Raw genomic sequence first — 23,476 nt, 5'->3', positions numbered from 1 at the left:
GAACCGGTGGCGGCCGGGTGTCGGCCGGTCGTGCCCTGGCCCCCGCCTGCACGGACCGAGGGGGCGGTCGGCGGCGGGGGCACGGGCGGGGGTGTACCGGCGCGGGTGGTCTACACGGTGGCCGGCTCGTGCGGGGAGGTGCCGGCCGCGGGGGCGTCCCCGTCGCCTCCGTCGCGCCCGTCGCGTCCGGCCAGGCGTTCGCGCCAGGCGCTGAGCACGGCGGGGTCGGTGGGCTTGGTGGCCAGCGAGACGACGACGTACACGGCGAGCGAGAGGAGCAGTCCGTAGTAGACGGGTTCATTGGCAAGGATGCCGTACGCCCCCATCAGGACGACGACCGCGACCCCTCCGACGCCGACCGCGGCCAGTGCGCCGGCCGCCGTGCCCCGGCGCCAGAGCAGTCCGCCGAGGATCGGCACCAGGAGCCCGGCGACGAGGAGGTTGTACGCGACGGTGAGCGCTTCGACGACGTCGTTGAGGGCGATGGCGATGAGGATGACGGCGATGCCCATGATGAGGATGAACACACGGTTGCCCCGTACCTCGTCGTGCCCGCCGTCGGCACCACCGGCCCCGTCGGCTCCCGCTGTCGTCGTGCCGTCCGGGGCCCCCGTCCCCCGGCCGATCGCGCCACGCAGCCGGGACCAGATGTCGTTGTTGGCGACGGTGGCGCAGGCGATCAGCGCACCGGAGGAGGTGGACATCACGGCGGCCAGTGCGGCGGCCAGCACGAGACCGCGCACACCGACCGGCAGCTCGTCCTTGACGATCGTGGCGAAAGCGGAGTCGGCGCTCGGCAGCTTCGGGTACATCACCTTCGCGGCGGTGCCGATGACGGCTCCGGCGACGGCGTAGACGAGGCAGTAGGTGCCGGCGACGGTGCCACCCCAGCGGGCCGTGCGGTCGCTGCGCGCGGTGAACACGCGCTGCCAGATGTCCTGGCCGATCAGCATGCCGAAGGTGTAGATCAGCACATAGGTGAAGATCGTTTCGCCGCCGATGCCGAGCGGGTCGAAGTACTCGGTGGGCAGCTCGGCCTTCATCTCGCTGAAACCGCCGGCCTTGACGACCGCGATGGGCAGCAGCAGCAGGAGCACGCCGATCGTCTTGACGACGAACTGCACCATGTCCGTGATCGTGATCGACCACATGCCGCCGAGCGTCGAGTACGCGACGACGATCGCACCGCCGAGGATGATGGCGATGGTCCGGTCGAGGTCGAAGATGACGTCGAAGATCGTGGCGTAGGCGATGGTCGAGGTGACGGCGAGCATGAGGGTGTACGCCCACATGACCACGCCGGAGATGAGCCCGGCCCGGCCGCCGTAGCGGAGGTCGAGCATCTCGGAGACGGTGTAGACCTTCAGCCGGGCGATCCGCGCGGAGAAGAAGACGGAGAGGGCCAGCAGGCCGAGGCCGATGGTGACGACCATCCACGCCCCGGAGAGGCCGTACTGGTAGCCCAGGCCGACACCGCCGATGGTGGAAGCGCCGCCGAGGACGATGGCGGCCATCGTGCCGGAGTACATCGAGGGTCCGAGCCTGCGTCCGGCCACCAGGAACTCGGCTTTGGACTTGGCGCGGCGCATGCCCCACCAGCCCATGGCGAGCATGCCGGCCAGATAGACCACGATCACCGCGTAGTCGACGGCCATGGGCGTCCCTCCATCTCAGTCGGTCGGGTGCGCACGCCGGGTCCGTACCGCGATCGCGCCCGCGGCCGGGCGGCCGGGGCGGGGCGCCTTCCGGAAACCCCGGTCTCCGGGACGGCGACGGATGTCCGCCCGGTGGGGCCTCTGTACGTCGCGTCCGTCTCGTGCGCCCTGATGACGGTAGGTGGCCGCCAGGCAGCGCTGAAGTGTACGTTTCCTCCATCCTTGACGTACACGATGGAGAAACCATCCATGCCGGACTCCCCCACGGGTCCTCTCCCCGCCCCTGAACCCGCCGGGTCCTCCACGCCGGCCGGTCCGGCCGGTCCTCCCACGAGCCCCGCCGGGCCGCCCACCCCGCCCGTCTCCCTGGACGCGCTGCTGGCCCGCGAGGAGCTGGGACTGCGCAGGATCGCCGGGCCCCCGCGGGCGGACATCCTCTGGGTGCACACCTCGGAGATGGCCGACCCCTACCCCTACCTCCTGGGCGGGGAGCTGCTGCTCAGCGCGGGCGTGCTGCTGAGCGACCCGGAGCGGTATGTCGCCCGGGTGGTGGAGGCGGGCGCGGCGGCGCTGGGCTTCGGGGTGCGGCCGGTGCACGAGTCGGTGCCGCCGGGGCTGGCACGGGCGTGCGAGCGGCATGGGCTGCCGCTGCTGGAGGTACCGCCGGAGACGACGTTCACCTCGGTCGCGCGGGCGGTGTGGCAGCTGATGGCGGACGCCCGCCATCAGGAGCTGCGCCGGACGGCCCGCGCCCAGCAGGCCCTCGCGTCGGCCGCGGCCCGCCCCGACCCCGTGCCGGCGGTGCTCCATCAGCTGGCGGCCCAGCTGGGCGGACGCGCGGTGCTGCTGAGCCCGGAGGGCGGCGAGGTGCACACGGCGGGCGCCCGTACCGCCCCGGCGGTCCGCACCGCCCTTTCCCGGCTGGCCCGGGTCGTCGCCCCGCAGGAGCGCCGGGCCGCTCCCGCGTCCGCCACCGAGACGGTGGACGGCACCCATCTGTCGGCGTACGCGCTGGGCGGCGGGCACGGCCTGGTGCTCGCCCTCGCCACCGGCCCCCGCGAGCCCGGCGACCACACCGTGGCGGGCATGGCCGTCGTCCTGCTCTCCCTGCTGGCCGCCCCGCACCAGGGCGCGGGCTCCGCGGACCGTTCGGCGGCGCTGGTACGGATGCTGCTCGGTGCGGCCCCCGGGGACGTGGGGCCGCTGCTCGGTTCGGACGGCCCGTGGACCGTGGTGCACGCCCGCCGTACGAGCGGCGGCAGCACCGCCCCGCTCACCGCGGGCACGCTCGGCGCCTCCCTCGGTTCGGCCCTGGTCGACACGGGCCGCCGCCCCGAGGAGGCGGTACGCGTGTTGCTGACCGATCCCGCCCGGCTCACCCCGCAGCCCGGCTGGGTACTCGGCGCCTCCGACCCCGTGCCCCTGGACGGGCTCGCGGCGGCGGACACCCGGGCGTCCCGGGCGCTGGCCCGCGCGGAGGCGACCCGTACCCCGTTGCTGCTGCACCGCGCGGACCGGGGCCTGACCGGCCTGCTGACCGGCGAGGCGGCCGAGGCCCACGCCCGCACCCTGCTCGCCCCGCTCTCCAAGACCCTGCGGGAGACCCTTCGCTGCTGGCTGTCGCTGCACGGCAGCTGGGACCGCACGGCGGTGGCCCTCAAGATCCACCGCAACACGGTCCGCCAGCGCGTCGGCCGCTGCGCGGAGCTGCTGGACACGGATCTGGACGACATGGACGTACGGACGGAGCTGTGGTTCGCCCTGCGACTGACGTGAGCCAGTTCGCCCTGCGACTGACGTGAGCCAGTTCGCCCTGCGGCTGACGTGAGCCGGCCGCGGTGAGGGCCGGGAGCGGCGCCGGCTCCGCCTTCAGCGCGCCAGCTCGGCCGTCGGCGCGGGCTCCACGACGGTGAGCGGCGTCTTCACCAGCAGCCCGGACCGGTTGACCAGCAGCACCGGGACGTCGTCCTCGTAGAAGCGGAGGGAACCGATGGTCCCCTCCGTACGGGAATGCCGGGCGAGCCGCTCGGCGAGGGCGTCGAGATCGGGCAGCGACTCGGCGTGCACCTCCTGGCGGGCGGTGAGCGACCAGCCGCGAGGCGTCCTCGCCAACTCCCCCACCTGCACGCCCCCGACCCGCGCCGCCGGTCCGCGCCCGGCCAGCAGCGGATACGCCCCCGCGACCCCCGACTCGCCGTACTCGGCTGCGTCCGCCCGTACCCCGAGATGCCACTGCAGATCGGTCAGCACCGGGATGGGTACCGCGGCCGTGAGGTCCAGGCAGAAGTCCACCACGTACATGTCACTCATGGCCTCAGCGTACGGGCGGCTCGACCCGCGCCCCGACGCACGGCGGGAGGGGTGGGTCCGGCGAAGAACGCTCGCCGCACCCACCCCTCCCGCTCAGGGTGTTCCCGCCATCACGTCACTTGCGGAAGTACCCGGTGATGTCCGCGACCAGATCGACGCTGCCCGCGTTGTTGTAGAAGCTGACCTTGCCGTTCACCACCGGCACGATCACCAGGTTCGGAACGGTCTGCCCCGCCACGACGTTCAGGTTGGACGCGCTCGTGCGGGTCGTGCCGTCCGGGTAGACGGAGACGTAGCTCAAGGCGGTCGGGGCGGCCGCCGTCACGTTCAGCACCACGGCCGTGACACCCGTGGCCGGGACCCCGTTGGCGCCCGCGACCTGCAAGGTCACCACGCCGGCCGGGCCGACCTTGGCCTTCGGCACGCCCAGACCCGACCGCGTGTCCATCACGCGCTCCGGGCCGAGGTTGATGTGCGAGGCGCCCTCGCCGCCGGAGGTGAAGTAGCCGGTGATGTCCGCGACCAGATCGAGACTGCCCGCGTTGTTGTAGAAGCTGACCTTGCCGTTCACCACCGGCACGATCACCAGGTTCGGCGCGATCTGGCTCTTCACGACGTTCAGGTTCGACGCGCTCGTGCGGGTCGTGCCGTCCGGGTAGACCGACACATAGGTCAGGTCGGTCACGTTGGTCGCCGTCACGTTGAGCACGACCGCCGTGACGCCCTGCGCCGGCACGCCGTTGGCGCCGGAGACCTGGAGGGTCACCACGCCCTTCGCGCCGACCTTCGCCTTCGGCACGCCGAGACCGGAGCGGGTGTCCATCACCCGCTCGGGACCCAGGTTGACGTGCGTGGACCCCCCACCGGTGGTGCTGAAGTAGCCGGTGATGTCCGCGACCAGATCGACGGTTCCGGCGTTGTTGTAGAAGTCCACCTTGCCGTTCACCACCGGCACGATCACCAGGTTCGGGACCGTCAGCCCCTCCACGACGTTCAGGTTCGACGCGCTCGTGCGAGTCGTCCCGTTCGGGTAGACGGAGATGTAGCTCAGCTCGGTCGGGGCGGTCGCGGTCACGTTGAGCACCACGGCCCCCACCCCGGTGGCGGGAACTCCGGCGGTGCCGGTCACCTGGAGGGTCACGACGCCCTTGGCGCCGACCTTCGCCTTGGGCACGCCCAGTCCGGACCGGGTGTCCATGACCCGCTGCGGGGTGACGGGCACGAAGGTCTTCGGAGCGGGGACGTTCACGTTCACCGCCGCGGTGGTGGTGGTCGCGCCCGACTGGTGGTACGCCTTCACGGCCAGCTTGTGGATGCCCGGCACGGAGAGCGTCGTGGCGGCGGTACGCGCGCCGGGGGCGGTGGTCGCCACCGGCTGCCCGTCGGCCAGCAGCTCGAACTTGCTGATCAGGGAAGTGGGCGTGGTGGTCGACCAGTTCACCGACACCGGGCCCGGGGTCTCGTAGCCGGAGTCCACGGCGAAGGCGCCGCCACCGACCGAGGAGACCTTGAGGCCCTGGACGGGCCCGGCCGCGAGCGTCCGGATGGCCGGGAGCTGCGGGTAGAGCATGGCACCCGGGCACTCGGTGTTGTAGCCGTCCCGGTGGCCGGAGATCTGGTTGAACGTGTACGACTGCCCGGCGACGAACGACTGGCCCGCGTAGTTCGTCTGCGTGGCACCGGCCACCAGCGAGGTGGTGCCCGCCGGATCGCCGCCGTACTGGCCGAGCTTGTACGCGGCCACCCGTGCGGTCGCCTCCAGCGCGGCGGCCGACGCGGCGGTGTTCGTGTAGTCACCGAGGATCGCGACGCTGGTGGACTCGCTGTTGAAGCCGTAGGTGTGCGCGCCCATGACGGGCTGGTCGATACCGCCCTGACGGCCCTCGAAGATCGTTCCGCACTTGTCGACCAGGAAGTTGTATCCGAGGTCGCGCCAGCCGTTGGTCTTCACGTGGTAGACGTGAATGGCCCGCACGATGGCGGCGGAGTCCGCGCAGTTGTAATCGGCGTCGGTGGTGTGGTGGACGAAGACCGCCTTGATGACGCCCTTCTCCAGATAGATGGGCCCCTCGTCGTCGAGCGACTCGTCGGCCCCCCACTCGGCGCGGGTGACGACCGGCGGCTGCGGGACCGTGGACGGCGGACCCGGCTCGATCTCGGCCGCCTCCCCCGCGGCGACGGACGTACCGGTGGCCGACGCGCCGGTCGCGGAGTAGACCGCGGGCCGGGCGCTCGCGGCATTGCCCGCCGAGGCCGTGGTCCCCGCGGCACCGGCGCCCGAGGGGCTGGTCCCCGCGTCGAGGTCCGGGTCGACCATGTCGAGACGGAGGCCGGCCGGCAGGACGCCCGCGGACGCCCCGTCGCTCACCCGTACCTCGGCACCGTTCGAACGTCCCACCCAGACGGGCTCCGTGGATCCGCGCTCAGCGGGACGCTCGCCGTCGAGGCCGGGCGCGTACGGCTCCAGCGTGATCCAGTCCGACCACGCCCCGGTCTCCGCACTGCGGGTACGAGCCTCGATCGTGCCCTTTATCGTGGCGCCGGCGTCGGGCCAGGACACGCCCAGCAGCCCGAACGGCTCGGTCGCACGCCGCGAGAGGGCTGCCTTCTGACGGCCGTCGGCCTTCAGGGCGAGCTTGTGCACCTCGCTCCTGACCGGTCCGTCCGCCCGCTTCCCGGCGCCGTACGCCCCCGTACCGCCGGCCTGCACGTGCGTGGCGGCCGGTGCCTCCGCGGCAATCCGTGACTCCGCGGCCACGGCACCGGTCGAAACACCCTGAAGTCCGAGCACTGCCAGAACTCCGAGCGCGACGGCAGCCGTGCCACTCACTCGATTCGGTCTCAATTTTCCCCCTGAATGAACAGAACATCACCGAACGGCGAAATGCTACTGATCTCTTCATGAATCACGTCATCGGGGAGACGGAATGTCTCGACCACTGACGGAATGACGCATTCCCTTTCGTGGACGACCCCGGCCGCGACGCCCGGACGTCGGGTGACGCGTGCGCGCGGACACCGCGAAACACCCACCAGCAGAACGGAACACGAACGAAGGCCACCTTCCGGTTCCACTTCCCGGGCCACCTTCCCGCCCCGCTTCCCGGGCACGGCGGCAATTTCCCGGAATCGCCCTCTATTTCGCGGTGTCACCGCACCGTGCACAGAAATACCGACATACCGATACAGGCAGCCGGACCGGTCCCGAATTACCCGCGGACCCACCGGCGGCGCAAGCGTCCGGGACGCGGCCGCCCGAAGAACGCCCGAAGGAGACAGGGGTACCCAACAGGCCTCCACGGGCGGAGGATCGTCCCGCGGAGTGCGCGGCGGAGTGGGGGGCATCACCCTGGACAGCTCCGTGACCGCCGGGTAACTTCGACAGGGAGACTGAGCAAGCGCTTAGCCACATTCGACGGCGCGGAACCGGAGACGGGACCGAGCGGCATCGAAGCGGCGCCGGAGCGACCTGCTCGCCGAAGCCACGCACCCGACCAAGGAGGCACCCCGTGCGCCGTACGGTATTCAACGAGGACCACGAGGCGTTCCGGGAGACCGTTCGCGCTTTCATCGAGGCCGAGGTCGTCCCCGTGTACGACGAGTGGTTCACGTCCGGTCTGGTGCCGCGTGACTTCTACTACAAGCTGGCCGAGCTGGGCATCTTCGGCATCGAGGTGGACGAGGAGTACGGCGGCGCCGGCATCGAGTCGTTCAAGTTCGAGGCGATCATCTCCGAGGAGACCGCACGCGCGGCCGTCTCCTTCGGTGGCTCGGGCGTGCACGTGCTGCTCTGCCTGCCGTACCTCAAGGCGTACGCCACGAAGGAGCAGAAGGAGCGCTGGCTGCCGGACTTCGTGACCGGCAAGACGATGTACGCCATCGCCATGACCGAGCCGGGCACGGGCTCCGACCTGGCCGGCATGAAGACCACCGCCAAGCTCTCCGAGGACGGCACGCACTACGTCCTCAACGGCTCCAAGACCTTCATCACCGGCGGCGTGCACGCGGACCGCGTGATCGTCTGCGCCCGTACGGACGCCCCGAAGGCCGACGACCGCCGTCACGGCATCTCGCTGCTGGTGGTCGACACCAAGGCCGAGGGCTACTCGGTCGGCCGCAAGCTCGACAAGCTGGGCCTGCGCACCTCGGACACCGCGGAGCTGTCGTTCGTGGACGTGAAGGTCCCGGTCGAGGACCTGCTCGGCGAGGAGAACAAGGGCTTCTCCTACCTCGGCCAGAACCTGCCGCAGGAGCGCCTGGGCATCGCGGTCAACGCGTACTCGCAGGCCAAGGCCGCTGTCCGGTTCGCCCAGAGTTACGTCTCCGAGCGCACCGTCTTCGGCAAGCCGGTCGCCGCGTTCCAGAACACCAAGTTCGAACTGGCCGCCTGCCAGGCCGAGGTGGACGCGGCCGAGGCCGTCGTGGACCGGGCGATCGAGGCGCTGGACGCCAAGGAGCTGACCGCCGCCGAGGCGGCCTCCGCCAAGCTGTTCTGCACCGAGGTCGCCCACCGGGTGATCGACAAGTGCCTCCAGCTGCACGGCGGTTACGGCTACATGAACGAGTACCCGATCGCGCGCCTGTACGCGGACAACCGCGTCAACCGCATCTACGGCGGTACCAGCGAGGTCATGAAGTCCATCATCGCCAAGTCCATGGGCCTCTGAAGCGTGTAGCGAAAGTCCCGCCTGCCCGGCGGCGTCCGACACGCACGCTTTGAGCGCTGTCCCGCACGCTTTGAGCGCTGTCCCGCACTCAGCGACCGAACACGATCCAGGACGGCTACGTTCCTTCCATGAGCGAAGCACTCGATTCCCTGCTCGATCTGCTCGACCTGGAGCGGATCGAGCGGGACATCTTCCGGGGCGCCAGCCGCTCGGCGGTGGTGCCCCGGGTGTTCGGCGGCCAGGTCGCGGCCCAGGCGCTCGTCGCGGCCGGCCGTACCGTGCCCGACGGCTGCCAGGCGCACTCCCTCCATTCGTACTTCCTGCGGATGGGCGACCCGGGCGCGCCGATCGTCTACAGCGTCGACCGCATCCGCGACGGCCGGTCCTTCACCACCCGCCGGGTCGTCGCGGTGCAGCACGGGCAGCCGATCTTCCACCTCTCCGCGTCCTTCCAGACGTACGAGGAGGGGATGGAGCACCAGGTCGCCATGCCGGACGCCCCGGACCCGGAGACCCTGCCGACGGCCGCCGAGATGATGCCGCGGTACGCCGACCGCTTCACCGACCCCGGCATGATCGACCGGGTGCTGGAGGCGCGGGCGGCGGTGGACCTGCGGTACGTGGAGGCTCCGCCGTTCGCCACCGCCGGGCAGCCCCGACAGCCTCGCTCGCAGGTGTGGTTCCGCACCCGGGGCAAGCTCGCCGACGACGCACTGCTGCACGTGTGCCTGGCGACGTACGTCTCCGACATGACACTGCTGGACTCCGTGCTGCTGGCCCACGGGCGCGGCGGCTGGGCGGTCGGCGACGTGGTCGGGGCGAGCCTGGACCACGCGATGTGGTTCCACCGGCCGTTCCGGGCGGACGAGTGGCTGCTGTACGACCAGGAGTCCCCGACCTCGTCCGGCGGGCGCGGTCTCGGCCAGGCACGGATATGGACCGAGGACGGACGCCTCGCGATCACCGTGATCCAGGAGGGCCTGATCCGCACCCCGCGCGAGCGCTGAAACGTCGCCGCGCGATCGCGCCGGTACGGAATGTCCCGCCGCATCACGGACATACTCGCCCCCATGAGTGCCGACCCCGCGAAGAGCCCCGGCGGCCCGATGAGCCCCGAGCACGCCGCCCGTACGGAGAAGTCCCGCGAGTCCACGACCACCGTCGTCGTCGCGGCGTCCGCCAACCTCGGCATCGCCGTGGCGAAGGCGGTCGCGGGCCTGATCAGCGGTTCGAGCGCGATGCTCTCGGAGGCCGCGCACTCGGTCGCCGACACCGTCACCGAGGTCATGCTCCTCACCGCCCTCAAGCGCAGCGAGAAGCCGGCCGACGAGGAACACCCGCTGGGGTACGGCCCCGAGCGCTACATCTGGGCGATGCTCGCCTCGATCGCCACCTTCGTCGGCGGCGCGGTGTTCTCGGTCTACGACGGGGTGCACACTCTCGTGTCGGGCGAGAAGCTGGGCGATCCCCTCGTCTCGTACATCGTGCTGGCCGTCGCCTTCCTGCTGGAGGGCTTCTCGCTGCGGACGGGGGTCAAGCAGGTGCGCCACGAGGCCGCGAGGCTGCACGCCCCCGCCGCGCACTACCTGCGGCACACCCCGGACACGGCGGTGAAGGCCGTGGTCATGGAGGACTCGGCGGCTCTGGTCGGGCTGGTCCTCGCGGCGGGCGGTCTGCTCGGCGGGCAGCTGACCGGGTCCGGGGTGTGGGACGGCATCGCGTCCGTACTGATCGGTGTCCTGCTGGTGTACGTGGCGTGGGTCCTCGGCCGGTCCAACGCGCAACTGCTCATCGGCCGGCCGCTGCCCGAGGCGATGCGGGCGGGGGTCCGGGCCGAACTCCTCACCGTGCCCCACATCGTGGAGGTGCTGGAGCTGACCACGCTGATCCAGGGGCCGACGGAGATCCTGATCGCCGCGAAGGTCGACTTCCGGGACCTGGCGAGCGCCGCGGACGTCGAGTGGGCCTGCGAGCGCGCCGAGCAGCGGCTGCGCGAGCGCTTCCCGTCCGTGAAGCGGGTCTACCTGGACCCGACGCCGGGCCCGGCCCAGCGGCGGGAGCGGGAGCGGGGCGGGTCGGCGGGGTGACCGGGTCCGCGCATGCCGCTGACGACCGATGTCCGGGGGGCGCCCGCCCGAGGCGCTCGGTACGGTGCCGGAGGCATGACGGCGACGACCGCTCCTACCTCTACGACGTGGTCGCCGCACCTGACGGGATCACCCGCGTGACCGGCGTCCGGGAAGGCGACTCCGGCTCCGCCCCGGGCCCTTCCCCCGACACCTTCCGTGCCAGTGCCTCGCGCAGTCCGGTGAGGCGGGCGATCTCCGCGTCGAGGGCGGCGAGCCGCTGTCCGACGACTCCGGGCGATCCGGGCTCGGTCGAGGCGCACCGCACCGGGCGGCCCGAGGTCAGCAGGTGGAGGCGGTCGGCGCAGGCGTGTACGTCCGCCACGGTGAGTCCGGCGGCAAGCAGCTCCCGCACGACGCGGACCCTGGCAACGTCCTCCAGGTCGTACTCCCGTTGGCCGGAGGAGGTCCGGGCTGCCGGGGCGAGCAGGCCGCGCTGTTCGTAGAAGCGCAGGGCCCGTGGGGTCGTTCCCGCCGCCGCTGCCGCGTCCCCGATCCGCATCCGCACCGCCTCCGGTCCCACTTCTCGGGGTCCGCGCCCCGTACTTAGCCGTCAGGAGGAGACTTCCACCACGACGCCGCCGAAATGCCGCCCCTCGACGAGTTGTTGGAACGCGAGCGGGGCGTTCTCCAGGCCCGCGACGGGGGTGTACGGGAAGCGGATTTCGCCCGACCGCAGCCAGCCGCCGAACCGCCGGGTCCACTCCGCCTCCACGTCCGGGTGGTCGCCACCGGCATAACCGCGTACCGAGAGGCCCTTGACGATCAGCCGGTACGTGTCGATCCCGGCGGGTGCGCTGCCTCCGCCGCGCCGGGCGTCCAGCTGTCCGGAGAGCGCGCCGACCAGGGCGAACCGGGCGCCCGGGCGGGCCGCTTCCACCGCCGTCGTGAGCTGTTCGCCGCCGACGAGGTCCAGCAGCACGTCGATGCCCCCGGGCGCCGCCTCGGCCAGCTGCCCGGCGAAGTCTCCGGCGCCGCGCACCACCACGGCGTCGTAACCGAGTTCGGCCACCAGCCGTTCGGCCTTGGCGGGTGAGCCGGTGGTGCCGACGACCCGCCCCGCGCCCAGCAACCGGGCGATCTGACCGGCGAGAGTGCCGACCGCCCCGGCCGCCCCCGTGACGAGCACGGTGTCGCCGGGTCGCACCTCGGCGAGCCGGGTCAGCGCGCCGTACGCGGACGATCCCTGGGCGAGATGGGCGACGGGGTCGGGAAGTTCGTCGCCGAGCGGCAGCACCTGACCGACGGGCAGCACGGCGTACTCCCGCCAGCCGAGCAGATGCGTCACCCGGTCACCCGGCCGCAGCGGACCGCCGTCCGGCGCGAGGACGACCTCGCCCACCGCCGGCCCGATGACGGTGTCGCCGCCGCGCAGCGGAGGCAGCGGGACCCCGTCGTTCTCGGTGCCCATCAGGGTGCGCAGCCCGGCGAAGAGGGCGAAGTGGCTGTTGCGGACGAGCACCTCGCCGGGACCGGGCCGAGGGACCGGGGTCTCGGCGAGGGTGAAGTGTCCGGCCTCGGGCAGCCCGTCGGGCGTCACGGCGAGGCGGATCTCGCGGGAGGTGCGGGGCAGGTCGGCGGACATCGCGGGCTCCTGGCGCTAGGTGGTGTCCGGCGGGCGGCGGGACACATCCGCCCGGCGGCTGCGAGGAAGCTAGCCCTTGACCCGCGCGTCAGGGTCAAGCCCGGGGGCCGTCAGCGGTCCCGCACGAGGGCGAAGGTCCCCGTCGAGGGGGCGCGGATCTCCCGGGAGGCCGGGCCCGTGGGCCGGTTCAGCTCCGCCCCAGCCCCGCCGCGTCCAGCAGGTACTCCGTCAGCGGGTCGTAGTGGCGCGGGTCCGGCACGTTGTCGTCCAGCGGGACGGTGACCAGGAGGGCGCCCTCCGCCTCGCCGAGGAAGAGGGCGGGGTCGTTGCAGTCGGCGTAGCCGATGGCGTCGAGTCCGCGCCCGCCCGCGCAGCCCGCCCAGCCGTGGTCGGCGAGGACGAGGTCCGGCTGCGGGCGGCCGTCGCGCTCCAGGCCGTCCAGGATGGCGGCCATCGGGGCCGGGGAGTGGGTGTGCCAGAGGGACGCACCGTGTTCCAGGACCGCGACGTCCGCGAACTGGACGACGTTCCCCTCGTCCGCGCGCAGCCCGGCCGGGATCGTCACGATCTCGCAGCCCGCCGCGCGCAGCGCGTCCGCCGTCCTGCGGTGCACGTCGAGGAGGCCGCCGGGGTGGCCGGTGGCGACGAGGACGCTCTCGGTGTCCGCCACCGCCTTGCGCAGGCGTTCCGCCATCCGGTCGAGTGCGTCGACGGTCAGTTCGGGGTCGATGGTGTCCTGGCCGAAGCGGTGGGCCGGGTCGTCGATGACCCCGCAGCGCTCCGCCATGACGGCGAGGACGTCCTGCTCGTCGGTCCAGCGGTCGCCGAGGTCCAGTCCGAGCCAGTAGTGGCGGTCTCCGTTGGCGAGCGCCCGGTAGTGCGCGAGGTTGTTGTCGCGGGGCGTGGCCACGTCGCCGGCGATGCGCGTACGGACGAGGTGGTCGGTGAGTTCGGCGCGGCTGGGTATCGGCATGGCGCCCATTCTGCCGTCACCTGTGCGCGCCACGCCCGGCATCTCGTACGCCGGGACCGGCCGGGACCGTACGCAGCGCTCAGCGCTCGCCGGCGGCCGCCGCGAAGGCGCCCCGGGCGAGGCGGTGCAGCAGCTTCGCCGTCGCCGCACGGTCGGGGAGCGCTTCGGGGCGGGCCAGGCGGGGGGTGGAGTTGAGCAGGCCGAACACGGCGTGCACGGTGACGCGCGCTTCGGCCTCGGTGAGGGCGGGGTAGCGGGTCCGGGCGACGGACACCCAGATCTCGACGTACTCGCGCTGGAGGCGGCGTACCCGCTTGCGGTCGGCGTCACGCAGGCGGTCGAGCTCGCGGTCGTGCAGGGTGATCAGGGGGCGGTCGTCGAGGGCGAAGTCGATGTGGCCCTCGATGAGCGCGTCCAGCAGGGCCTCCGGGGAGGGTTCCCGGGCGGCGGCGTCCTCCTCGACCCGCAGCCGGCCGCCGGTGAGGAGGCGTTCGCTGATGCCGACCAGCAGCTCGGAGAGCATCGCGTCCTTGCCGGGGAAGTGCCGGTAGAGGCCGGGGCCGCTGATGCCCACGGCGGCGCCTATCTCGTCGACACCGACGCCGTGGAAGCCGCGTTCGGCGAAGAGGAGCGCGGCTTCCCGGAGGATCTGCTCCCGGCGGGTGGCTCCCGCGACGCGGGCGGTGACATGGGTGCTCATGGGGATTGATTCTAGACAGGGCCGTTAGCGCTCGTTAACCTGAGGCCGTTCGCGTTAACGCTCATTAACCGCACGGCGGGGGCACGGGCCCCACCGGTCACGGGGATGGAGGCTCGGCACGATGCAGCGGGCACCGGCACCACAGGCACCGGCACCTCAGGCACCGGTCCTTCGCAGCGCGGCCGATCCCGCCTCCGAGGCCTGGCGGGCCAACGAGGCGGCGCACCGCGCGCTCGCCGACGAGCTGCGCGCGCGGCTCGCCTCGGCCCGGCTCGGCGGGGGTGAGAAGGCGCGCGCCCGTCACGTGGCGCGCGGCAAGCTGCTTCCCCGGGACCGGGTGGACACCCTGCTCGATGCCGGTTCGCCTTTCCTGGAGCTGGCGCCGCTGGCCGCCGACGGGCTGTACGGCGGCGCGGCACCGGCCGCCGGGGTGGTGGCGGGGATCGGCCGGGTGAGCGGCCGGGAGTGCGTGATCGTCGCCAACGACGCGACCGTCAAGGGCGGCACGTACTACCCGATGACCGTGAAGAAGCACCTGCGGGCGCAGGAGGTGGCGCTGGAGAACCGTCTCCCCTGCCTCTACCTCGTGGACTCGGGCGGGGCCTTCCTGCCGATGCAGGACGAGGTGTTCCCGGACCGGGACCACTTCGGCCGGATCTTCTTCAACCAGGCCAGGATGTCGGCGGCCGGAATCCCGCAGATCGCGGCGGTGCTGGGCTCCTGCACGGCGGGGGGCGCGTACGTCCCCGCGATGAGCGACGAGGCGGTCATCGTGCGCGGTCAGGGCACGATCTTCCTCGGTGGACCGCCGCTGGTGAAGGCGGCGACCGGCGAGGTCGTCACGGCGGAGGAGCTGGGCGGCGGCGAGGTCCACTCGCGCACGTCCGGGGTCACCGACCACCTCGCCGAGGACGACGCGCACGCGCTGCGGGCCGTACGGAACATCGTGGCGACGCTCCCCGCCCGCGGGGCGCTGCCCTGGACGGTGCGGCAGGGCGAGGATCCGGCGGTGGACCCCGCGGGGCTGTACGGCGCGGTGCCGGTCGACTCACGCACCCCGTACGACGTGCGCGAGGTGATCGCCCGGGTGGTGGACGGGTCGCGGTTCGCGGAGTTCAAGGCGGAGTACGGTCAGACGCTGGTCACCGGGTTCGCGCACGTCCACGGACATCCGGTGGGGATCGTCGCCAACAACGGCATCCTGTTCTCCGAGTCGGCCCTCAAGGGCGCGCACTTCATCGAGCTGTGCGACCAGCGCGGCATTCCGCTGGTCTTCCTCCAGAACATCTCGGGCTTCATGGTCGGCAAGGCGTACGAGGCCGGGGGCATCGCCAAGCACGGCGCGAAGATGGTCACCGCCGTCGCCACGACCCGGGTACCGAAGCTGACCGTGGTGGTCGGCGGTTCGTACGGCGCGGGCAACTACTCCATGTGCGGCCGGGCCTACTCCCCACGCTTCCTGTGGATGTGGCCCAACGCCAAGATCTCGGTGATGGGCGGCGAACAGGCCGCCTCCGTCCTCGCCACGGTCAAGCGCGACCAGCTCGGCGACGACTGGAGCGCCGAGGACGAGGAGGCGTTCAAGGCGCCGGTCCGCGCGCAGTACGAGGAGCAGGGCGACGCCTACTACGCGACCGCCCGGCTCTGGGACGACGGGGTGATCGACCCGGCGGACACCCGGCAGGTGCTCGGTCTGGCCCTGACCGCGTGCGCCAACGCCCCGCTGCCCGAGCGGAATCCGACGGACCCCGGCTTCGGCATCTTCCGGATGTGAGAGCGGGACCAGGGTCGATGCGACCGAGATGCGGCTGAGATGCGGCTGAGAGTGAGGTGAGGACGTCCATGTTCAGCACGGTGCTGGTCGCCAACCGGGGCGAGATCGCGGTACGGGTCATCCGGACGCTGCGCGCCCTCGGCGTCCGGTCGGTCGCGGTCTTCAGCGACGCGGACGCGAGAGCGCGGCACGTACGGGAGGCGGACACGGCGGTACGGATCGGCCCGCCGCCCGCCGCACAGAGCTACCTCAGCGTGCCCGCGCTGCTGGAGGCCGCCCGCCGTACGGGCGCCGAGGCGGTCCATCCGGGGTACGGGTTCCTGGCGGAGAACGCCGCCTTCGCACGGGCGTGCGCACGGGCGGGGCTCGTCTTCATCGGGCCGGGCGCCGACGCGATCGCCCTGATGGGCGACAAGATCCGGGCCAAGGAGACGGTCGCGGCGGCCGGAGTCCCGGTGGTCCCCGGCTCCTCGGGAAGCGGCCTCACCGACTCCCAACTCGCGGACTCCGCCCGCGAGATCGGCATGCCGGTGCTGCTGAAGCCCTCGGCGGGCGGCGGCGGCAAGGGCATGCGGCTGGTGCACGACGAGGCGTTGCTCGCCGAGGAGATCGCGGGGGCCCGCCGGGAGGCGACGGCCTCCTTCGGTGACGACACGCTGCTGGTCGAGCGGTGGATCGAGCGCCCCCGGCACATCGAGATCCAGGTGCTGGCGGACACCCACGGCAACGTCGTCCACCTCGGCGAGCGCGAGTGCTCGCTCCAGCGCCGCCACCAGAAGGTGATCGAGGAGGCGCCGTCCGTGCTGCTCGACGCCGGGACCCGGGCGGCGATGGGCGAGGCGGCGGTGAAGGCGGCCCGCTCCTGCGGCTATGTCGGGGCGGGCACGGTCGAGTTCATCGTGCCGGGCGGCGACCCGGCCGCGTACTGCTTCATGGAGATGAACACCCGGCTCCAGGTCGAGCACCCCGTCACCGAGCTGGTCACCGGGCTCGACCTGGTGGAGTGGCAGCTGCGCGTCGCCTCCGGCGAGCAACTCCCCTACGCCCAGGACGACATCACCCTCACCGGACACGCCGTGGAGGCCCGGGTCTGCGCCGAGGACCCGGCGCGCGGTTTCCTGCCCTCCGGCGGCACGGTGCTCGCGCTGGACGAACCGCGGGGCGGCGGGGTCCGGACGGACTCGGGGCTGAGCGAGGGCACGGAGGTCGGTTCGCTGTACGACCCGATGCTGTCGAAGGTCATCGCGTACGGCCCCGACCGGGCGACGGCGCTGCGCCGGCTGCGGGCCGCGCTCGCGGACACGGTGATCCTGGGCGTACCGACCAACGCGGGTTTCCTGCGACGGCTGTTGGCCCACCCGGCGGTGGTCGCGGGCGAGCTGGACACGGGGCTCGTGGAGCGCGAGGCGGCCGGGCTCGTCCCGGACGGCGTCCCGGACGAGGTGTACGCGGCGGCCGCCGCCGTACGGGGGGACGCGCTCGCGCCGGTGCCGGACGCGAACGGCTGGACGGACCCGTTCTCCGTACCGAACGGCTGGCGCACCGGCGGCTCCCCCGCCCCGCTCGCTTTCCCGCTGCGAGTGGCGGGAGAGGAGCCGGTGGTACGCGAGGCGCCTCCGGGCGCGGCGGTCGGCCCGGACCGGGTGACCGTCGAACTCGACGGCGTGGTGCACCGTTTCCGGCGCGCCGGGCAGTGGCTCGGGCGCGACGGCGACACCTGGCAGGTGCGGGACCACGACCCGGTGGAGGCGTCTCTGAGCGGGGCGGCCCGCGCGGGTGCGGACACTCTCGCGGCGCCGATGCCGGGCACGGTCACCGTGGTCAAGGTCGCGGTCGGGGACACGGTGTCGGCGGGGCAGGCGCTGCTGGTGGTCGAGGCGATGAAGATGGAGCACGTCATCTCCGCCCCGCACGCCGGGACCGTCACCGAGCTGGACGTCTCACCGGGTGCCACCGTCGCCATGGACCAGGTCCTGGCCGTGGTCGCGCCGGACACAGGGCCGGACCCCGCGGCGGACCCGGCAGTCCCCACGGCACCCGAGGAGAGGCAGCCATGACCACGCCCGAACGCCCCGCCCTGCCGATGACCGTCGCCGTGCCGGACCTGCCCGCCCGGGTCCGTATCCACGAAGTGGGCGCGCGCGACGGGCTGCAGAACGAGAAGACGGCCCTGCCGACCGCCGTGAAGTCCGAGTTCATCCACCGGCTCGCCGCCGCCGGACTCACCACCGTCGAGGCGACGAGCTTCGTCCACCCCAAGTGGGTGCCCCAACTCGCCGACGCGGAAGAGCTGTTCCCGATGCTCGGCGATCTGCCGGGGCCGGGCGGGGTGGGCGGGGTCGCGCTCCCTGTCCTCGTACCGAACGAGCGCGGGCTGGAGCGGGCACTCGCGCTCGGGGCACGGCGGATCGCGGTCTTCGGCTCCGCGACGGAGAGCTTCGCCGCCCGCAACCTCAACCGGTCCGTCGCCGAATCGCTGGCGATGTTCGAGCCGGTCGTGGCCCGCGCGAAGGAGGACCGGGTGCACGTGCGTGGCTACCTCTCGATGTGCTTCGGCGACCCCTGGGAGGGGCCGGTACCGGTGCACCGGGTCGTCCTGGTGGCGAAAGCGCTGATGGACCTGGGCTGCGACGAACTCTCCCTCGGCGACACGATCGGCGTCGCCACCCCCGGCCACGTACAGACCCTGCTCGCCGCACTGAACGAGGAAGGGGTGCGCACCGACGCGATCGGCGTGCACTTCCACGACACCTACGGCCAGGCCCTCTCCAACACCCTCGCCGCCCTCCAGCACGGGGTCACCACCGTCGACGCGTCGGCGGGCGGCCTCGGTGGCTGCCCGTACGCGAAGAGCGCGACCGGAAACCTCGCCACCGAGGACCTGGTGTGGATGCTCCGGGGCCTCGGCATCGACACCGGGGTCGACCTCGACGCCCTCACCGCCACCAGCGTGTGGCTGGCGGGGAAGCTGGGCCGCCCGAGCCCGTCCCGCACCGTCCGCGCGCTCGCGCCGACTCCGGCCCCGTCCCCCGCCTCCCCCGCCTCCCCCGAGGAGTGACCCCCGCCATGACCCTGGATCACCGGCTCGCCGCCGAGCACGAGGAACTGCGCCGCACCGTGGAGGAGTTCGCCCGCGAGGTGGTCGCCCCATCGATCGGTGACTACTACGAGCGCCACGAGTTCCCGTACGAGATCGTGCGGGAGATGGGGCGGATGGGACTGTTCGGGCTGCCGTTCCCGGAGGAGTACGGCGGGATGGGCGGCGACTACCTCGCCCTCGGGATCGCCCTGGAGGAGCTGGCCAGGGTCGACTCCTCGGTGGCGATCACGCTGGAGGCGGGGGTCTCGCTGGGCGCCATGCCGGTGTACCGCTTCGGCACCGAGGAGCAGAAGCGGCGGTGGCTGCCGAGGCTCTGCTCGGGCGAGGCGCTGGGCGCGTTCGGGCTGACCGAACCGGACGGCGGCTCGGACGCGGGCGGCACCCGCACCACGGCGGTGCTGGACGAGGAGGCGGGCGAGTGGGTCATCAACGGCTCCAAGTGCTTCATCACCAACTCCGGTACGGACATCACCGAGTTGGTGACCGTGACGGCGGTGACCGGTCGCAAGGAGGACGGCTCACCGCGGATCTCCGCGATCGTCGTCCCGTCCGGCACCCCCGGTTTCACGGTCGCCGCCCCGTACTCCAAGGTCGGCTGGAACGCCTCCGACACCCGCGAGCTCTCCTTCGCCGACGTCCGCGTCCCCGTGGCCAACCTGCTCGGCGAGGAGGGCCGGGGGTACGCCCAGTTCCTCCGCATCCTCGACGAGGGCCGCATCGCCATCTCCGCGCTGGCGACCGGGCTGGCCCAGGGCTGTGTGGACGAGTCGGTGAAGTACGCCGCCGAGCGGCACGCCTTCGGCCGCCCGATCGGTGCCAACCAGGCCATCCAGTTCAAGATCGCCGACATGGAGACCCGCGCCCACATGGCCCGCGTCGGCTGGCGCGACGCGGCCTCCCGGCTGGTGGCCGGCGAGCCCTTCAAGAAGGAGGCCGCCATCGCGAAGCTGTACTCCTCGACGGTCGCCGTCGACAACGCCCGCGACGCCACCCAGATCCACGGCGGCTACGGCTTCATGAACGAGTACCCGGTCGCCCGCATGTGGCGCGACTCCAAGATCCTGGAGATCGGCGAAGGCACGAGCGAGGTCCAGCGGATGCTGATCGCACGGGAGCTGGGGCTTCCGGCGGCCTGAGCGCGAGGGCTGTCCGCCGCGGCCCCCGCCGACAGGGTGAGCGCGGAGCCTGCGGCCCGCGTCGCCGTGGGCGCCCCTATCCGGTCGACACCATTCCCGCCCCTGCGACAGAGTCCGGCCATGACGCCGCTCACGACCCCGTACGCCCACTGGCCCCTGCACGGACTCCGTATCCGCACACCCCGGCTCGAACTCCGGCTGCCGGACACCGCGCTCACCGACCGGCTCGCGGCCGTCGCCGCCGCGGGTGTGCACGCGCCGGACCGCATGCCGTTCACCGTGCCGTGGACCGACGGGGAGCCCGGGACGGTCGCGCGGGCGGTGTTCCAGCACGTGCTGTCCACGGTCGCGAACTGGTCCGTGGACGACTGGTGTCTGAGCCTCGCCGTCGTGCACGACGGAGAGGTCGTCGGTCGGCAGGACCTGATGGCGAGGAGCTTCGCCGTGACCCGCGAGGCCAAGACCGGCTCCTGGCTCGGCCTCGCCCACCAGGGGCAGGGCTTCGGCACGGAGATGCGGGCGGCCGTGCTGCACCTGGCCTTCGAGGGCCTGGGCGCCCGGTACGCCGTATCGGCGGCGATGACCGACAATCCGGCCTCCCTCGGCGTCTCGCGCCGCTTGGGCTACCTGCCGGACGGCCTGACGGTCGCCGCCGTGCGCGGGACCCCCACCGCGCTCCGCCGGCTCCGGCTGGACCGGGCCCGGTGGGCGGAGCACCGTCGGGTGGAGGTTTCGGTGGAAGGGCTCGACGCCTGCCGGGGCGACTTCGGGGTGTGACCACGGCGCGCCCCGGACCCGCACCGCCGCGTGCCGCCGTGCAACCGGCGCGCCCGGCAGCGACCCACCCCGACACGCCTCCTCCTCCGGCCGCCGTGGCCGGATGAACGCCGACGCCCGGGCCGTAACCGACCGGGCGGACGGGGACGGCAGGCCGATCGCACGGGGCCCCGTGGCGGAGCGTGTCCGTCCCCGGTGGCCCACATCAGCCGGTGCGCTTCACCTCGGAGAGGGGTTACCCGGCGTAACGGTTTGCTCGTGCGGGTCGCTTCCGGCCACCCGCCGCAGGGCTCCCGTGGACCGCCGAGAGCTCCCCGGTGAATGCCGCAGAGAAGAAACACCGGCCACCGAAGCACATGTTCCACACAGCTCCTGCCCGATTTCGGGCAGATTTCTTGCATAAGCCTGCCCTTCCACGCAGTATCAACGGGTGCTCGAACGCCGCTCGTCCCACGACGACCTCATCGACCACCTCGTACGCTCCACCTCGCTCCAGCGCGGCGAAGCAGCCCGGGTGGTACTCGACGTGCTGGCGTTCTTCGACGAGACGACCGAGGCGTTCGTCCGGCGCCGCCACCGCGAACTGCAGTCCGGCGGGCTGGTCAACACGGAGATCTTCGAGCGGATCGCGGCCGAGCTGCCGCACCGCGCGGTGGCACCGCCGGAGCTCTCGCTCCGGCAGCTGCGCCGCATCGTCTACGGCTGAGGCTCCGCCGGAGGCCGAGCACCGCAGGGCATCCGTTCGTCGTAGGAGGGGTAGAAAACATGTGCGGGATCGTCGGATACATCGGTAGGCGTGACGTGGCTCCGCTGCTGCTGGAAGGTCTGCAGCGGCTGGAGTACCGGGGGTACGACTCGGCGGGCATCGTCGTGACGGGCAAGGCGGCGGCAGGCAAGCCGGGCACGCTGAAGATGGTCAAGGCGAAGGGCCGCGTCCGCGAGCTGGAGGCCCGCGTCCCCAAGCGTTTCGCGGGGACGACCGGCATCGCGCACACCCGCTGGGCCACCCACGGTGCCCCGAGCGACGCGAACGCCCACCCGCACATGGACGCGGAGAACAGGGTCGCCGTCGTCCACAACGGCATCATCGACAACGCCTCCGAGCTCCGCGCGAAACTCGTCGCCGACGGCATCGTCTTCCTCTCCGAGACCGACACCGAGGTGCTGGTCCACCTGATCGCCCGCGCTCAGGCCGAAACGCTGGAGGAGAAGGTCCGCGAGGCGCTGCGCTCCGTCGAGGGCACCTACGGCATCGCGGTGATGCACGCGGACTTCAACGACCGCATCGTCGTCGCCCGCAACGGCTCCCCGGTCGTCCTCGGCATCGGCGAGAAGGAGATGTTCGTCGCCTCCGACGTTGCCGCGCTGGTGGCCCACACCCGCCAGATCGTGACCCTCGACGACGGCGAGATGGCCACCCTCAAGGCCGACGACTTCCGCACCTACACGACGGAGGGCTCGACCACGACGGCCACGCCGACCACCGTGGAGTGGGAAGCCGAGTCGTACGACATGGGCGGCCACGACACGTACATGCACAAGGAGATCTCCGAGCAGGCCGACGCGGTGGACCGCGTGCTGCGCGGACGGATCGACGACCGGTTCTCCACTGTGCACCTGGGCGGCCTCAACCTGGACGCCCGCGAGGCGCGCGGGGTGCGCCGGATCAAGATCCTCGGCTGCGGCACCTCCTACCACGCCGGTCAGATCGGCGCCCAGTTGATCGAGGAGCTGGCCCGCATCCCCGCGGACGCCGAGCCGGCCTCCGAGTTCCGCTACCGCAACCCGGTCGTGGACCCCGACACCCTCTACGTCGCCGTCTCCCAGTCCGGCGAGACCTACGACGTGCTGGCCGCCGTGCAGGAGCTGAAGCGCAAGGGCGCCCGCGTCCTCGGCATCGTCAACGTCGTGGGCTCCGCCATCGCCCGGGAGGCCGACGGCGGTACCTACGTCCACGCGGGTCCCGAGGTCTGCGTCGTCTCCACCAAGTGCTTCACCAACACGGTGGTCTCCTTCGCGCTGCTCGCCCTGCACCTGGGCCGCATCCGCGACCTGTCGGTCGCGGACGGCAAGCGGATCATCGCGGGACTGCGCCGGCTGCCGGAGCAGATCAGCGAGATCCTGGCGAACGAGGACGAGATCAAGCGGCTGGCCGCCGAGTACGCGGACGCCAAGTCGATGATGTTCATCGGCCGGGTGCGGGGTTACCCGGTGGCCCGCGAGGCCTCGCTGAAGCTCAAGGAGGTCTCGTACATCCATGCCGAGGCGTACCCGGCCTCCGAGCTGAAGCACGGGCCGCTGGCGCTGATCGAGCCCGCGATGCCGACCGTGGCGATCGTGCCGGACGACGAGCTGCTGGAGAAGAACCGGGCCGCGATGGAGGAGATCAAGGCGCGCAGCGGCAGGATTCTCGCCGTCGCGCACCAGGTCCAGGAGAAGGCGGACCACACCATCGTGGTGCCGAAGAACGAGAACGAGCTCGACCCGATCCTGATGGGCATCCCGCTCCAGCTCTTCGCGTACCACACGGCGCTGGCCATGGGCCGGGACATCGACAAGCCGCGCAACCTGGCGAAGTCCGTCACCGTCGAATAGCCGGAACGCCCCCGCCCCGGCGGGGAAGGGGACACCCGGCGCATACGACGGAAGCGGACGCACACCACGATCGAGTGG

The 23,476-nt window shown here is 72.2% G+C and carries 18 protein-coding genes; 11 read left to right on the top strand and 7 right to left on the bottom strand.

Annotated elements, in window-relative coordinates; all coding sequences use genetic code 11:
• Positions 1-110 precede the first annotated feature (110 nt).
• Positions 111-1,655 carry a sodium:solute symporter gene (locus ACFWEP_RS09005; RefSeq protein WP_387367880.1) on the bottom strand — a complete coding sequence of 515 codons (1,545 nt, stop codon included), beginning with the start codon at positions 1,653-1,655 and terminating at the stop codon, positions 111-113.
• A gap of 249 nt (positions 1,656-1,904) precedes the next feature.
• Between ACFWEP_RS09005 and ACFWEP_RS09000 the strand changes: the two genes are divergently transcribed.
• The gene (locus tag ACFWEP_RS09000; RefSeq protein WP_387367877.1) at positions 1,905-3,431 is read left to right on the top strand and encodes a PucR family transcriptional regulator ligand-binding domain-containing protein; all 1,527 of its coding nucleotides are present in this window, start codon (positions 1,905-1,907) and stop codon (positions 3,429-3,431) included.
• A gap of 93 nt (positions 3,432-3,524) precedes the next feature.
• Here ACFWEP_RS09000 and ACFWEP_RS08995 read toward each other — a convergent pair whose 3' ends face one another.
• Both ACFWEP_RS08995 and ACFWEP_RS08990 read right to left on the bottom strand, forming a co-directional pair.
• Positions 3,525-3,965, bottom strand: coding sequence for a hypothetical protein (locus ACFWEP_RS08995; protein ID WP_387367874.1), 441 nt, complete (start codon positions 3,963-3,965; stop codon positions 3,525-3,527).
• 115 nt (positions 3,966-4,080) lie between these two features.
• The gene (locus ACFWEP_RS08990; protein ID WP_387367871.1) at positions 4,081-6,609 is read right to left on the bottom strand and encodes an N-acetylmuramoyl-L-alanine amidase; all 2,529 of its coding nucleotides are present in this window, start codon (positions 6,607-6,609) and stop codon (positions 4,081-4,083) included.
• Between the two features lie 865 nt (positions 6,610-7,474).
• On the opposite strand from ACFWEP_RS08990, the gene ACFWEP_RS08985 reads away from it, so the two are divergent.
• The 3 genes from ACFWEP_RS08985 to ACFWEP_RS08975 all read left to right on the top strand — a co-directional run bounded on the left by ACFWEP_RS08985 (position 7,475) and on the right by ACFWEP_RS08975 (position 10,719).
• Complete coding sequence (locus ACFWEP_RS08985; RefSeq protein WP_387367868.1) at positions 7,475-8,632, top strand: acyl-CoA dehydrogenase family protein; 1,158 nt, start codon at positions 7,475-7,477, stop codon at positions 8,630-8,632.
• Between the two features lie 128 nt (positions 8,633-8,760).
• Positions 8,761-9,639: an acyl-CoA thioesterase gene (locus tag ACFWEP_RS08980; protein ID WP_387367866.1), complete on the top strand. Its 879-nt coding sequence runs from the start codon at positions 8,761-8,763 to the stop codon at positions 9,637-9,639.
• A gap of 99 nt (positions 9,640-9,738) precedes the next feature.
• Complete coding sequence (locus ACFWEP_RS08975; RefSeq protein WP_387367892.1) at positions 9,739-10,719, top strand: cation diffusion facilitator family transporter; 981 nt, start codon at positions 9,739-9,741, stop codon at positions 10,717-10,719.
• A gap of 100 nt (positions 10,720-10,819) precedes the next feature.
• Here the strand turns inward: ACFWEP_RS08975 and ACFWEP_RS08970 are convergent, their stop codons facing one another.
• The 4 genes from ACFWEP_RS08970 to ACFWEP_RS08955 all read right to left on the bottom strand — a co-directional run bounded on the left by ACFWEP_RS08970 (position 10,820) and on the right by ACFWEP_RS08955 (position 14,016).
• Complete coding sequence (locus tag ACFWEP_RS08970; RefSeq protein WP_387367863.1) at positions 10,820-11,260, bottom strand: MerR family transcriptional regulator; 441 nt, start codon at positions 11,258-11,260, stop codon at positions 10,820-10,822.
• Positions 11,261-11,311: 51 nt separating this feature from the next.
• Positions 11,312-12,343, bottom strand: a complete 1,032-nt coding sequence (locus ACFWEP_RS08965; RefSeq protein WP_387367860.1) for a zinc-binding dehydrogenase — start codon at positions 12,341-12,343, stop codon at positions 11,312-11,314.
• 187 nt (positions 12,344-12,530) lie between these two features.
• Positions 12,531-13,316, bottom strand: a complete 786-nt coding sequence (locus ACFWEP_RS08960; protein WP_387367857.1) for a phosphatase — start codon at positions 13,314-13,316, stop codon at positions 12,531-12,533.
• Positions 13,317-13,395: 79 nt separating this feature from the next.
• On the bottom strand, positions 13,396-14,016 hold the full coding sequence (locus tag ACFWEP_RS08955; protein WP_387367854.1) for a TetR/AcrR family transcriptional regulator: 621 nt from the start codon (positions 14,014-14,016) through the stop codon (positions 13,396-13,398).
• Positions 14,017-14,137: 121 nt separating this feature from the next.
• Here ACFWEP_RS08955 and ACFWEP_RS08950 point away from each other — a divergent pair, with 121 nt between their 5' ends.
• The 7 genes from ACFWEP_RS08950 to glmS all read left to right on the top strand — a co-directional run bounded on the left by ACFWEP_RS08950 (position 14,138) and on the right by glmS (position 23,398).
• Positions 14,138-15,790, top strand: coding sequence for a carboxyl transferase domain-containing protein (locus ACFWEP_RS08950; protein ID WP_387367851.1), 1,653 nt, complete (start codon positions 14,138-14,140; stop codon positions 15,788-15,790).
• Positions 15,791-15,858: 68 nt separating this feature from the next.
• The gene (locus tag ACFWEP_RS08945) at positions 15,859-17,847 is read left to right on the top strand and encodes a biotin carboxylase N-terminal domain-containing protein (RefSeq protein ID WP_387367848.1); all 1,989 of its coding nucleotides are present in this window, start codon (positions 15,859-15,861) and stop codon (positions 17,845-17,847) included.
• Positions 17,844-18,848 carry a hydroxymethylglutaryl-CoA lyase gene (locus tag ACFWEP_RS08940; protein WP_387367846.1) on the top strand — a complete coding sequence of 335 codons (1,005 nt, stop codon included), beginning with the start codon at positions 17,844-17,846 and terminating at the stop codon, positions 18,846-18,848. The genes ACFWEP_RS08945 and ACFWEP_RS08940 overlap by 4 nt, the downstream gene beginning before the upstream one ends.
• A gap of 8 nt (positions 18,849-18,856) precedes the next feature.
• Positions 18,857-20,026, top strand: a complete 1,170-nt coding sequence (locus ACFWEP_RS08935) for an acyl-CoA dehydrogenase family protein (RefSeq protein WP_387367843.1) — start codon at positions 18,857-18,859, stop codon at positions 20,024-20,026.
• 120 nt (positions 20,027-20,146) lie between these two features.
• The gene (locus ACFWEP_RS08930; protein WP_387367840.1) at positions 20,147-20,803 is read left to right on the top strand and encodes a GNAT family N-acetyltransferase; all 657 of its coding nucleotides are present in this window, start codon (positions 20,147-20,149) and stop codon (positions 20,801-20,803) included.
• Between the two features lie 430 nt (positions 20,804-21,233).
• Positions 21,234-21,509, top strand: coding sequence for a hypothetical protein (locus ACFWEP_RS08925; protein WP_266704610.1), 276 nt, complete (start codon positions 21,234-21,236; stop codon positions 21,507-21,509).
• Between the two features lie 59 nt (positions 21,510-21,568).
• Positions 21,569-23,398, top strand: coding sequence for a glutamine--fructose-6-phosphate transaminase (isomerizing) (glmS, locus tag ACFWEP_RS08920; RefSeq protein WP_387367837.1), 1,830 nt, complete (start codon positions 21,569-21,571; stop codon positions 23,396-23,398).
• Positions 23,399-23,476 lie beyond the last annotated feature (78 nt).

This window comes from Streptomyces sp. NPDC060198 (assembly GCF_042728415.1).
GTDB lineage: Bacteria > Actinomycetota > Actinomycetes > Streptomycetales > Streptomycetaceae > Streptomyces.
This window is presented reverse-complemented; position numbering and strand designations above follow the sequence as displayed.